Here is a 12222-nt window from a genome sequence, read left to right as displayed (position 1 = left end):
AAGCTTCGGAAATCCTGAGCGGGGCCGCCGGAAAGAGGTCCGTACCAGCGCTCCCGTCAGCCCTCGGACCCGGCCGCTTCCCCCAGGAGGACGGGGACGAGGTGCTCCTCCTCGTACGCGAAGTGCTCCTCCATCCGCGCCGCGAGGGCGTCCAGCCGCCCCGCCAGGTCCGCGCCGCCCTCCCCCGTCGCCTTCCTGAGCGCCGTGAGCTCGGCGGCAACCTCCCGGTGCTCGGCGCGCAGCCGGGCGAGGACGGGGGCGAGGTGCGGGAAGCCCTCGTCGAAGGCGGGGAAGACGGCGTCCTCGGCGGCGTGGTGTGTGCCGAGCGCGTCGCAGAAGGCCAGGCAGTGCACGGCCAGGGCCTCCCCGGTGGCCGCACCGTCCCCGTCCCGCAGCCGCGCCAACTGGGCCCGCAGGTCCGCGTGCACGGTCAGCAACTGGGTGGCGATGGCCCGGTCGCGCGCCGGGTCCGGCGTGGTGAGGTCCAGCGGGTGGAGCGCCACCACGGGGATGACCCGCGTGGTCCCGCGCTGGTAGTCGCCGTACGCCGGGATGCGCGCCGCCTGCCGCGCGTACGCGGCGTCCCGCTCGGCCCCTTCCAGCACCTCGGCCCGCACCGCGAGGGTGCGCACTCCCCCGTGCCCGTCCGCCGTCTCGACCTCGGCCCGCGGGTGGACGAGCAGGTTGCGGTACCAGTCGGGGTGCCGGTCGCCGCCGGCGTTGGAGCCGAAGACCAGCAGCCGCCCGTCCTCCCGGGCGACGCCGAGCGGCGAGGTGCGCCGTACGCCGCTGCGCGCGCCGGTCGTGGTGAGCAGGACGAGGTCCGCGCCCTCGAACATGCCGCCGACGCGCCCTCCACCGGCGCGGAACTCGGCGATGATCGACGCGTTCCAATCGGCCATGGCAGACCCCTCCGATAAGCTCGACCCTCAGGTACGACTTTGCTTTGCAAGCAAAGAATCTTTGAATGCAAAGCTAAAAGGCAGGAGAGACGTATGTCAACCGCGGACGGCGCCCAGCCCCCGGATACGACCCCCGACGCCACCGGGCAGACCGCCGGTGACGTCGGTGTCAGCGTCGAGGACGGCATCCGCAGCCTGCTGCTGCTGATGCCGCGGATGGTGGGCCGGGCCAAGCGGATCAAGGTCCCGGCGGAGCTGAGCGGCTTCTCGCTCGCCCCCCGCCACCTCTCCCTCTTCTCCTACCTGCTCTTCGACGGCCCCCTGACCGTCAACGAACTCGCCGCCCGCCTCGAAGTGGCCCCCGCCACGGTGAGCCTGATGGTCAGCGACCTCGGCCGCCAGGGCATCCTCGACCGCACCCCCGACCCCGCCGACCGCCGCCGCACGATCGTCACGATCGCCCCCACCCACCGCCCCGCGATCGACACCTGGCTCGCCCGCGGCGCCACCGCCTGGCGCACCGCCCTCACCCCCCTGACCCCCACCGAACGCACCCTCTTCATCCGCACCCTCACCACCTACGAGGACGCCCTGTCGGACGAGCCGTCGTAGCCCGCGGCCCACGCGGGAGCGGAAGCCGTGGCGCGACCTCCTACGGTTTCCGGGTGGGGAAGCCGGTCGGAACCGGTGCGGTCCCGGCGTCGCCGGCCTTGTACGTGTCGAGCGTGCGGGAGACGGGCTCCACCGCCTTCCCGACGTCCACGCAGGTGGTCTGGACGTAGATCGCGTCCGCCGGTTTCGCGGTGTCGCTGCTGATGACGATCTCCCGGAGCCTCACCGTGACGTCGCCGCGGGTCGCCTTGTAGAGGTGCTCCGTGTCCGGCTGGAGCCGCCATCCGGTGCCGCTCAGCCGCCGCAGCACCGTGGCCGTGAGCTGCGCCTGCGGCTGCGTCTTCGACGCGGCCCAGAAGATGTACGTGATCTTGTAGGAGACGGAGTTCCTGTGGTTCTCCCCGCAGGCGGCGAACTCCCCCGTGGCGTTCTCCCGCGACACCGCCCCGTCGAGGGAGGCGTGCAGTTTCCAGTACGCCTCCGCCGCCGGACGCCGCGCCTTGTCGGCGGCCTTCTTCCCGTCCGACACGCTCGTGCCACCGCACGCGGCGACGGACACGGCGCTCACGAGCGCGAGGGCGCAGACAGGCAGGCGACGCTTCATCGTCAGTTCTCCCCCAGCAATCCGCTGCGCCGTCCGGTCGCATCGACAAGAGACCGTATTCCCCCTGGGCAGCCCAGTGGCCCCCATGGTCTGGCGCCTGTGTTGTCAGTGGTACTCACGATTCCCGTGAATGCGAGGCTCCGCCCCGAGTTTGCCAATCTGTGACCGCCGATGCTCACACCGTGATCACTGCACCTGCGACCCGTCACCGTCGAGCGTCGTACGCTGCCTTGATGGTCACCACCATCGCCTTCGACGTCGGCGAGACGCTGGTCAGCGACACCTCCGTCTGGGCCGGTTGGGCGGACTGGCTCGGCGTCCCGCCGCACACCGTGTCCGCCCTCGTCGGCGCGGTCGTCGCCGAGGGCCGCGACAACGCCGACGCACTCCGGCTGATCCGTCCCGGCCTGGACGTGGCGGCCGAGCAGGCGGCCCGCGAAGCCGCCGGCCACGGCGAGCACCTGGCCGAGTCCGACCTCTACCCGGACGTCCGCCCCGCCCTCGCCGCCCTCCGCGCGGCGGGCTTCCGGGTGGTGGTCGCCGGCAACCAGACCGCCCGCGCCGCCGATCTGCTCCGCGCCCTCGACCTCCCCGCGGACATCGTCACGACCTCCGGCGAATGGGGCGTCGCCAAACCCGACCCCGCCTTCTTCGCCCGCCTCTCCGCCGTCGCCGACGCCGCCCCCGCCGAGATCGTCTACGTCGGCGACCACCCCGCCAACGACGTCTTCCCCGCCTCCGCCGCAGGCCTCCGAACGGCCCACCTCCGCCGTGGCCCCTGGGGCTTTTTCTGGGCGGACACCCCCGAGGTGGCCGCGGCGGCGGACTGGCGTGTCGACAGCCTCACGGAGTTGGTGTCCGCCATTCCGCACTGACCTCCGAGTGCGATGCGTCGCCGCTCGGATACGCTTCGCGTACGACGCCCGGAAAGGGAGCAGCGGATGCGGAACTCCGTGCGTGACGTGGGACTGCGGATCGCCGCCCGCCGCAGGGCCCGTGGACTCACCCAGACCCAACTCGCCTCGGTCGCCGGAGTCTCGTACGCCACGGTCCGCGCCGTCGAACGGGGTGCGCGGACGCCGAGCGACGACGTCCTCGACGCCCTCGCCGCAGCTCTCGGCGTCGATCCGGCACGGCTGTCGGCAGATGCCCAGCGCGCCGAAAGCCGAGTCCACCAGGCAATGCCCGTGCTGTCAGCGGCAATCGCCGACTACGACGTGCCCGCGGACGGGCCGGTACGGTCGCTGCCTCGGTTGCGAGCGGCCGTCGCCGAGGCGGTGCAGTGGCGTCTCGCCTCCCAGTACGTGCGCCTCGCCACAGAAATGCCCCTGCTCCTAAGGGAGTTGTCCCGAGCTCTGAGAATCGCGGAAGGCCGGGACAGACCTGAGGCCGCACGCCTGCTCGTCGCCGCCTACCGCGCGGCTGACGCGGTGGCGTACAAGAGCGGCCACCACGACCTGTCCGCACGGCTGGTGGACCTCATGCGCTGGGCGGCTCCACAGGCCGGGTCCGATCTGACCTCGGCGGTCGTGGCCTACGTGCGGACCGAGACGTACTTTGCCGCGCATGCCCACCGACAGGGTCTGGGCGCGTTGGAGACCGCCCTCGACATCTGCCCGGACACGGCCGACCGCGCCACCACCGCGGTCCGTGCGGCGCTGCACATGCGTGCTGCGGTTGCCGCGAGCCGGGCCTCGGAGGCCGAGGTTGCCGAATCCCATCTGGCGTGGGCGCGCCGACTGGTGGAGCGAGTGCCGGAGGGTGTCTACGAAGGAACCGCGGTGGGGCCGGATTCGCTGCGCATCCACGAGGTCAGCGTCGGCCTGAGCAACGGTGGCAGCGGGATCACCCGCGTACTGGCCATCGCGCAGCAGTGGAAGCCGCCCGCGAGCATGCCCGGCGAACGTCGGTCAGGCTTCTCCATCGAGGTGGCCCGCGCCCAGCTGTGGGCAGGGCAACGAACCGCTGCGTTCGACAGCCTGCGGTCCGCACGCAGGATCGCACCTCAGCACACCCGGGAACACCCGTGGGCCCGAGAGGACACCCGTACGCTGCGGCGCTTGCAGCGTGCGCCGGATCCTGAACTCACCCGGTTCGCCGAGTGGATCGGCGCCGTGTGAACGCCAACTGCTGCTACCCGGTGTAGCAGTTCGCGCCGCTGTGGCACGCCACCATCCATGGGACCGGCCCCGGACCGGTGACCAGTACCCGGAGCCGCGCGAGTGGTCCGGGCCCGGTGGCTCAGGCCGGCGAGAGGCGACGCCATGCACGACGGAACGGACATCCGCCCCGCCCACTCCCCGTGCCGCCACCCCTTACGGCTGCTGCCGTGGCAGGGCCCCGAAGGGCGGCGCACTCATCTGATCGGGGACATGGGATACCTCTCCCGGCTGGCCGACGAGACCGAGGCCGTGCAGCTCGGCTGCGCACGCGCCGTGTGGGATCTCGCCCCGTCGGTGCTGGACGACCCGGCCGCCGACCCGCAGGCGCTGCGCTTCGCCGCGCGCCGGCTCCACGAATCCCTCGGCGATCTCCTGCGGATGGCCACGCCCGCGGAGACGTACGTGGTTGCGGTGCCTCCGGCGTCGCCCTACGTACGACGGTGGACCCACGAACCCCGATCCGTGTCCGAGGCCCGGCGCGACCTGCACCACGTCCTGGCCGCCTGGGGACTGGACGACGTGGCGGACAGCGCGGAGGCCGTCCTCTGCGAACTGCTCACCAATTCCGTCCGTCACGCGGACGTCCCGGACGACTGCGAGATCGAGACCCGCTACGAACTGCTCCCGGACCGCTCCCTGCGGATCGAGGTCCACGACGCCGACGAGGCGCGTCCTTCTCCGCGATCTCCCGCCCCGGACGCGGAGCGGGGCCGTGGGCTCGCCCTGGTGGACGCCTTGACGGGCGGGCGGTGGGGGGCGGGTGAGCGCACCGGCGTGGGCAAGTGCGTCTGGGCGGTCTGCTCCGCCCCCTGAGCCCCCGGCAAGGGAAGAGCCGGGGACGGCACGTCCGCACGATGTGCCGTCCCCGGCGGGGTGGGCCGGAGGGTGGGGGCACCGGTCGGTGAGGGTTGGCCCCCAGGGCGTGGGGCCGCCGGCGGTGGGCCCCACGGGCCGGCCCGGTCAGGGGGTCAGGGTGGTGGCGCGGGCGGCCTCCAGGCGGGCGACGGGGATGCGGAAGGGGGAGCAGGAGACGTAGTCCAGGCCCACCTGGTGGAAGAAGTGGACGGACTCCGGGTCGCCGCCGTGCTCGCCGCAGATGCCGAGTTTGAGGCCGGGGCGGGTGGCCCGGCCCGCTTCGGCGGCGCTGCGGACGAGGGAGCCGACGCCGTCGCGGTCGATCGTCTCGAACGGGGAGACGCCGAAGATGCCCTTCTCCAGGTAGGCGGTGAAGAAGGACGCCTCGACGTCGTCGCGCGAGAAGCCCCACACGGTCTGGGTGAGGTCGTTGGTGCCGAAGGAGAAGAATTCGGCGGCCTCCGCGATCTGCCCCGCGGTCAGGGCCGCGCGCGGCAGCTCGATCATCGTGCCGATGGCGAGCTTGAGCCGAGTGCCGGTGGCCGCCTCGACCTCGGCGATGACGCCGTCGGCCTCCTCGCGGACGATCTCCAGCTCCTGCACCGTGCCCACCAGCGGGATCATGATCTCCGCGCGCGGGTCGCCCTTGGCGGCCTTGCGGTGCGCGACGGCCTCCGCGATGGCCCGCACCTGCATCGCGAACAGGCCCGGGATGACGAGCCCGAGGCGTACCCCGCGCAGGCCCAGCATCGGGTTCTGCTCGTGCAGCTTGTGGACGGCCTGGAGCAGCCGCAGGTCGTTCTCGTTGGCGTCCTTGCGGGATTCGGCGAGCGCGACCCGTACGGACAACTCCGTGATGTCGGGCAGGAATTCGTGCAGCGGCGGATCCAGCAGCCGTACGGTGACCGGCAGTCCGTCCATCGCCTCGAACAGCTCGATGAAGTCGGCCTTCTGGAGCGGTAGCAGGGAGGCCAGTGCCTCGTCGCGCTCGGCGTCGGTGTCGGCGAGCACCAACCGCTCGACCATTTCCCGGCGTTCGCCCAGGAACATGTGCTCGGTGCGGCACAGCCCGATGCCCTGGGCCCCGAACCGCCGGGCCCGCGAGGCGTCTTCGGCGTTGTCGGCGTTGGCCCGCACCTGGAGCTTACGGATCCGGTCGGCGTAGGCCATGATCCGGTGCACCGCCTGCACCAGCCCGTCGGCCTCGTCGGCCCCGGCGTGCATACGGCCCTCGAAGTACTCGACGACCGGCGACGGCACGACGGGCACCTCGCCGAGGTAGACCTTGCCGGACGAGCCGTCGATCGAGACGAGGTCGCCCTCCTCTATCACCACGCCGCCCGGCGCGGTCAGCCGCCGCCGCTTGGTGTCGACCTCCAGCTCCTCCGCGCCGCACACGCACGTCTTGCCCATGCCGCGCGCGACCACGGCCGCGTGCGAGGTCTTGCCGCCGCGGGAGGTGAGGATGCCCTCGGCGGCGATCATGCCGTTGAGGTCGTCCGGGTTGGTCTCCCGGCGGATGAGGATGACCTGCTCACCCGAGCGGGACCACTTCACGGCGGTGTACGAGTCGAAGACCGCCTTGCCGACCGCCGCACCCGGCGAGGCCGCGATGCCCCAGCCGATCCGCCGCACGTCGCCGCTGTCGGCCACCTCGCCGTCGAACTGCGGGAACATCAGCTGCGCCAACTGCCCGCCGGTGACCCGCCGCAGCGCCTCCGCCTCGTCGATGACGCCCTGGTCGACGAGCTGCGTGGCGATACGGAACGCCGCCGCGGCCGTCCGCTTGCCGACCCGGGTCTGGAGCATCCACAACTGCCCGCGCTCGATGGTGAACTCGATGTCGCACAGGTCCCGGTAGTGCTCCTCCAGCGTCTGCATGATCGCCATCAGCCGGTCGTACGACGTCTTGTCGATCGTCTCCAGCTCGGCGAGCGGCACGGTGTTGCGGATGCCGGCGACGACGTCCTCGCCCTGCGCGTTCTGCAGGTAGTCGCCGTACGTGCCCTGTGCGCCGCTCGCCGGGTCGCGGGTGAAGGCCACGCCCGTGCCGGAGTCCGGGCCGAGGTTGCCGAAGACCATGGAGCAGACGGTCACGGCGGTGCCGAGGTCGCCGGGGATGCGCTCCTGGCGGCGGTACAGCTTGGCGCGCTCGCCGTTCCAGGAGGCGAAGACCGCCCGGACGGCCAGGTCCATCTGCTCGCGCGGGTCCTGCGGGAAATCCCGGCCGGTCTCCTGCTTCACGATCTGCTGGAAGTCCGCGACGAGCTGCCGCAGGTCGGCGGCGTCCAGGTCGAGGTCGCTGGCCGCGCCCTTGGCGCGCTTGGCGGCGTCCAGCGCCTCCTCGAACAGCTCGCCGTCCACGTCCATGACGGTCTTGCCGAACATCTGGACCAGGCGGCGGTACGAATCCCACGCGAAGCGCTCGTTGTCCGCCTGGGCGGCCAGGCCCGCGACGGACGCGTCCGACAGCCCGATGTTGAGGACGGTGTCCATCATCCCGGGCATCGAGAACTTGGCCCCGGAGCGGACCGACACCAGGAGCGGGTCGTCGGCCTGGCCGAGCTTCTTGCCCATCCGCTGCTCCAGCGCGTCGAGGTGCGCACTCACCTCGTCGCGCAGCGCGGACGGCTCCGCGCCGGACTCCAGATAGACCCGGCACGCCTCGGTCGTGATCGTGAACCCGGGAGGGACCGGGAGCCCGAGGTTGGTCATCTCGGCGAGGTTCGCACCTTTCCCGCCGAGCAGGTCCTTGAGGTCCTTGTTGCCCTCGGTGAAGTCGTAGACGAATTTCTGCTGCTGCTGCCGTGCCGACACTGGGCCTCGACTCCTCGCAACGGGTTGCCCTGACGGCGGGGAGCGTACCCATCTCGAAGGCTCCGCAGTGCGTCCATCCGTACGACACACGGGTGTAAACCCCCGTCTGCGTTCACATCGAAAGTCCCCGCCGCTTCGACGGGGCTTCACCGCGCGTTCACAACCCGAAGCCACGATTCCGCTGCGCGAGCCACGCGCCGGCCGCGGTGGCTGAGGGTGACGGTTGGCGTGACCCTCTGGACGATTGCCGACGCGCCGAGGGGGCTCACCATTCGAGAGATGACGCGCTCACTTGGGCGCTCATCTGAGCGCGATCACTTACCTTGTGAGCGGGATCACCCCATGGGGTCTCACTGTTCGGACCCGTTCCGAGACGCGAGGGCCGGACTCAGCCGCCCGAGGTGGCGGACTCCGCGTCCTCGGAGAGGGCGTCGCAGGTGAAGGGGTCGTCCAGCCAGCCGTCCGGGAGGACGACGCGCTTGCCGGGGGCGGTACGGCCGCGGGGGCCGTCCGCACCCGCGGGCCAGGGCTGGGCGAGGTCGAGGGCGGCGAACTGCTCGTCCATCTCGGCCAGCGACGACGCGGAGGCGAGGGCGCGGCGGGCGTCGGAGCCGACCGCGAAGCCCTTGGTGTACCAGGGCACGTGCTTGCGGAAGTCGATGACGCCGCGCGCCTCGTCGCCGAGCCACTGGCCCAGCAGTTCGGCGTGGCGGCGCATGACGGCGGCGACCCGGTCGAAGCCGGGGGCGGCGGGCGGCGCGTCCGGCGTCTCGAAGGCGGCGACGAGGTCGCCGAAGAGCCAGGGGCGGCCGAGGCAGCCGCGGCCGACCACGACGCCGTCGCAGCCGGTCGCCCGCATCATCCGCAGCGCGTCCTCCGCGCACCAGATGTCGCCGTTGCCGAGCACGGGGATCTCGGGCACGTGCTCCTTCAGGCGCGCGATGGCGTCCCAGTCCGCGGTGCCGCCGTAGTGCTGCGCGGCGGTGCGGCCGTGCAGGGCGACCGCGGTGACGCCCTCCTCGACGGCGATCCGCCCGGCGTCGAGGTACGTCAGGTGGTCGTCGTCGATGCCCTTGCGCATCTTGATGGTGACGGGCAGCTCCCCGGCGTTGCCCACGACCTCGCGCAGGATGGCCCGCAGCAGCGGCCGCTTGTACGGGAGCGCGGAGCCGCCGCCCTTGCGGGTGACCTTGGGGACGGGGCAGCCGAAGTTGAGGTCGATGTGGTCGGCGAGGTCCTCGTCGACGATCATCCGCACGGCCTTGCCGACGGTCGCCGGGTCGACGCCGTAGAGCTGGATGGAGCGCGGCGTCTCCGTCGCGTCGAAGTGGATGAGTTGCATGGTCTTGTCGTTGCGCTCGACCAGCGCGCGGGTGGTGATCATCTCGCTGACGAAGAGCCCCTTGCCGCCGCTGGACTCCCGGCACAGCGTGCGGAAGGGCGCGTTGGTGATACCGGCCATGGGCGCGAGCACGACCGGCGGCCACACGGTGTGCGGGCCGATCCGCAAGGACCCGGGCGCGGCCGGGGCGAGGGTGGTGTCAGCGGTCATGGGGTCCATTGTCCCGTACCCGCCGGGTACGGCCGCCCGGATTGGTTGTACGGTAGTAATGATTACGTTCATACAATCATTGGAACCGCCATCCATGCCGGAACCCACCGCACCGGGACCGTCCGCACCGGAAGCCACCACGGCCCGCCGCCGCATGCTCATCCTCGCGATCTGCTGCATGAGCCTGCTGATCGTCAGCCTCGACAACACGATCCTGAACGTCGCGCTGCCGTCGCTGCAGAAGGACTTCCACTCCTCCGTCTCCGGTCTGCAGTGGACGATCGACGCGTATCTGCTGGTCATCGCCTCGCTGCTGCTGCTGTCGGGCTCGACGGCGGACCGCGTCGGGCGTAGGCGGATCTTCCAGACCGGGCTCGCCGTCTTCACCGCCGGGTCGCTGCTGTGCAGCCTCGCGCCCAGCCTCGGCTGGCTCATCGCCTTCCGGATGGTGCAGGCGGTGGGCGGCTCGATGCTCAACCCGGTCGCGATGTCGATCATCACCAACACCTTCCACGAGCCGCGCGAGCGGGCCCGCGCGATCGGCGTGTGGGGCGGGGTCGTCGGCATCTCGATGGCGGCCGGGCCGATCGTGGGCGGCGCGCTCGTGCAGTCGGTCGGCTGGCGGGCGATCTTCTGGATCAACGTGCCGATCGGGCTCGCCGCGCTGGTGCTGACCGCCCGCTTCGTGCCGGAGTCGCGCGCGCCGCGCGCCCGCCGGATCGACCCGGTCGGGCAGCTGCTGGTGGTCGCGCTGCTGGGCACCCTGACGTACGGCATCATCGAGGGCTCCGGCGCGGGCTGGACCTCCCCGGAGATCCTGGGCTGCTTCGTCGTCGCGGCCGCGGCGGCGGTGTCGCTCGCGCGGTACGAATCCCGGCGCGACGACCCGCTCGTCGACACCCGCTTCTTCCGCAGCGTGCCCTTCAGCGGCGCGACCGTCATCGCGGTGTGCGGCTTCGCCGCGCTCGGCGGTTTCCTCTTCCTCAACACGCTCTACCTGCAGAACACCCGCGGGCTGTCCGCGCTCGACGCAGGGCTCTACATGCTGCCGATGGCCGCGATGGCGCTGGTCTTCGCGCCGCTGTCCGGCCGGCTCGTCGGCTCGCGCGGGCCGCGCATCCCGCTGGTGCTGGCGGGCGTCGCGATGACGGCGAGCGGCGTGCTCTTCGCCGGCTTCGACGCCCAGTCGACGAACGCGCTGCTCTTCCCGGCGTACGTCCTGTTCGGCATCGGCTTCGGCTTCGTCAACGCGCCGATCACCAACACCGCGGTGTCGGGCATGCCGCGGTCGCAGGCGGGCGTGGCGGCGGCGGTCGCGTCGACGAGCCGCCAGGTGGGGCAGTCGCTCGGCGTCGCGGTGCTCGGCGCGGCGCTGGCCGCCGGACTGCACCAGGGCGCGTGGTGGATCATCACCGGCTGTGGTGCGGCGGTGCTCGTGCTCGGTACGCTCACGACCGGCCGTTGGGCCAGGCGCACGGCGGACCGTACGGCAGGGCTGCTCATCGCCCCCGAGACGGCGGACAACCGGATGGCGGTGAAGGCGTGACCAGCGCGACGGCGGATCGGCGCGAGGCGGGGTCCCCGGGAGGTCCCCCGGCGGAGCCCGCGGCCGGGCGGGGTGCGGGGCAGGGCACGGGACAGGGTGCTGAGCAGACGGCGGCCGAGCGGGTCTGGGGCAACCTGCGCTCGCTCGTGCTGGAGCACAACGAGCGCCGCAAGGAGGTCGCCGACGCCCTCGGCATGAGCTTCTTCCGCGTCAAGGCGCTGCGCCGGATCGCCAAGCACCCCGAGCAGCCGTACCGGATGAGCGAGCTGGCCGCCGAGCTGGCCTGCGACCGCCCCTATCTGACGCTCGTGGTGGACGACCTGGAGGAGCGCGGCCTCGTCCGGCGCACCCCGCACCCGGAGGACCGCCGCGCCAAGATCGTGTCGGCCACCGCGGCGGGCCTCGCGGCGGCCGCCCGCGCCAATGCGATCCTCGGCACCCCTCCCCCGGCTCTGCTCGCCCTCCCCCCGGACGACCTGGCCGTCCTGGACCGGATCACCGCCGGCCTGGCGTCCTACCCGCAGGAGAGCTGACGGCGCGCGGCCGGCCCGCGCCTCACTCCCGTACCGCGCGGATCGCCGCGTCCAGCGTCTCGCCGATATCGCCCGTGCCGCCCGCGCCCGACCAGCGGGTCACGGCGACGTCGAGGCAGCCGAGGACCGCCACCGTGATCGCGGCGGCGCGCAGTTCGCGGTCGGCGGCGGGGCCCTCCGGGAGGCGGGACAGCACACCGGGCTCCAGCAGTTCGCGCCAGCGGGCGTGCTTCTGCTGGCGGGCGGCGCGCAGCGCGGGGGTGCTCGCGAACATCCGGGCCCGGGCCAGCGCGGCTTCCCTGTCCTGCGCGAAGGACGTGAGCAGGACGTCCAGGGCGCCGCGCAGCGCCTCCCACGGGCCCTCCCCCGCGGGCCGTTCGGCGAGTGCGCCGGCGAGCACCGCACCGGACTCCTGCATGCTGCCGACGACCATGTCCTCCTTGGTCGCGAAGTAGCGGAAGACGCTGCGCGCCGACATGCCGACCTGGGCGGCGATCTGCTCGACCGTGGTCTCCTCGAAGCCCTGGGCCAGGAAGAGTTCCATCGCCCGCTCGGCGATCTGGGCGCGCACGGTCGCGCGGGTCAGCTCACGCAGGCCGGAAGCGGTGGCACGGGTGGGGGTCATTGGGCGATTTTAGA

General features: G+C 72.2%; 11 protein-coding genes. 6 read left to right on the top strand and 5 right to left on the bottom strand.

Annotation, left to right across the window (positions count from 1 at the left end):
- Positions 1-56: 56 nt before the first annotated feature.
- The gene (locus ACH4SL_RS10790; RefSeq protein ID WP_398443543.1) at positions 57-902 is read right to left on the bottom strand and encodes a nitroreductase/quinone reductase family protein; all 846 of its coding nucleotides are present in this window, start codon (positions 900-902) and stop codon (positions 57-59) included.
- A gap of 207 nt (positions 903-1109) precedes the next feature.
- Here ACH4SL_RS10790 and ACH4SL_RS10785 point away from each other — a divergent pair, with 207 nt between their 5' ends.
- Positions 1110-1514, top strand: coding sequence for a MarR family winged helix-turn-helix transcriptional regulator (locus ACH4SL_RS10785; RefSeq protein ID WP_398444096.1), 405 nt, complete (start codon positions 1110-1112; stop codon positions 1512-1514).
- 40 nt (positions 1515-1554) lie between these two features.
- On the opposite strand, the gene ACH4SL_RS10780 is transcribed toward ACH4SL_RS10785, so the two are convergent.
- The gene (locus tag ACH4SL_RS10780) at positions 1555-2118 is read right to left on the bottom strand and encodes a hypothetical protein (RefSeq protein ID WP_398443541.1); all 564 of its coding nucleotides are present in this window, start codon (positions 2116-2118) and stop codon (positions 1555-1557) included.
- Between the two features lie 233 nt (positions 2119-2351).
- Between ACH4SL_RS10780 and ACH4SL_RS10775 the strand changes: the two genes are divergently transcribed.
- From ACH4SL_RS10775 to ACH4SL_RS10765, 3 genes are all read left to right on the top strand, one after another.
- Positions 2352-2993, top strand: coding sequence for an HAD family hydrolase (locus ACH4SL_RS10775; RefSeq protein ID WP_398443539.1), 642 nt, complete (start codon positions 2352-2354; stop codon positions 2991-2993).
- A 66-nt stretch (positions 2994-3059) separates the two neighbouring features.
- Complete coding sequence (locus tag ACH4SL_RS10770) at positions 3060-4238, top strand: helix-turn-helix domain-containing protein (RefSeq protein ID WP_398443536.1); 1179 nt, start codon at positions 3060-3062, stop codon at positions 4236-4238.
- A gap of 144 nt (positions 4239-4382) precedes the next feature.
- Positions 4383-5093: an ATP-binding protein gene (locus tag ACH4SL_RS10765; RefSeq protein ID WP_398443534.1), complete on the top strand. Its 711-nt coding sequence runs from the start codon at positions 4383-4385 to the stop codon at positions 5091-5093.
- A 147-nt stretch (positions 5094-5240) separates the two neighbouring features.
- Here the strand turns inward: ACH4SL_RS10765 and ppdK are convergent, their stop codons facing one another.
- Positions 5241-7952, bottom strand: coding sequence for a pyruvate, phosphate dikinase (gene ppdK / locus ACH4SL_RS10760; protein WP_398443532.1), 2712 nt, complete (start codon positions 7950-7952; stop codon positions 5241-5243).
- Between the two features lie 388 nt (positions 7953-8340).
- Positions 8341-9504 (bottom strand): tRNA dihydrouridine synthase DusB, encoded by a 1164-nt coding sequence (gene dusB / locus ACH4SL_RS10755; RefSeq protein WP_398443530.1) that lies wholly within the window; start codon positions 9502-9504, stop codon positions 8341-8343.
- A gap of 94 nt (positions 9505-9598) precedes the next feature.
- Between dusB and ACH4SL_RS10750 the strand changes: the two genes are divergently transcribed.
- Both ACH4SL_RS10750 and ACH4SL_RS10745 read left to right on the top strand, forming a co-directional pair.
- Entirely contained in the window at positions 9599-11050 is a 1452-nt protein-coding gene (locus ACH4SL_RS10750) for an MFS transporter (RefSeq protein WP_398443528.1), read from the top strand.
- Positions 11047-11583 (top strand): MarR family winged helix-turn-helix transcriptional regulator, encoded by a 537-nt coding sequence (locus ACH4SL_RS10745; RefSeq protein ID WP_398443526.1) that lies wholly within the window; start codon positions 11047-11049, stop codon positions 11581-11583. Before ACH4SL_RS10750 ends, ACH4SL_RS10745 begins: the two co-directional genes overlap by 4 nt.
- A gap of 22 nt (positions 11584-11605) precedes the next feature.
- Here the strand turns inward: ACH4SL_RS10745 and ACH4SL_RS10740 are convergent, their stop codons facing one another.
- On the bottom strand, positions 11606-12208 hold the full coding sequence (locus ACH4SL_RS10740; RefSeq protein WP_398443524.1) for a TetR/AcrR family transcriptional regulator: 603 nt from the start codon (positions 12206-12208) through the stop codon (positions 11606-11608).
- Between the last annotated feature and the right edge of the window lie 14 nt (positions 12209-12222).

It is taken from the genome of Streptomyces sp. NPDC021020, from assembly GCF_044333285.1.
In the GTDB taxonomy this organism is placed as follows: Bacteria; Actinomycetota; Actinomycetes; order Streptomycetales; family Streptomycetaceae; genus Actinacidiphila.
The sequence above is the reverse complement of the archived record's forward strand: the minus strand, read 5'-3'. Positions and strand labels throughout refer to the sequence as shown.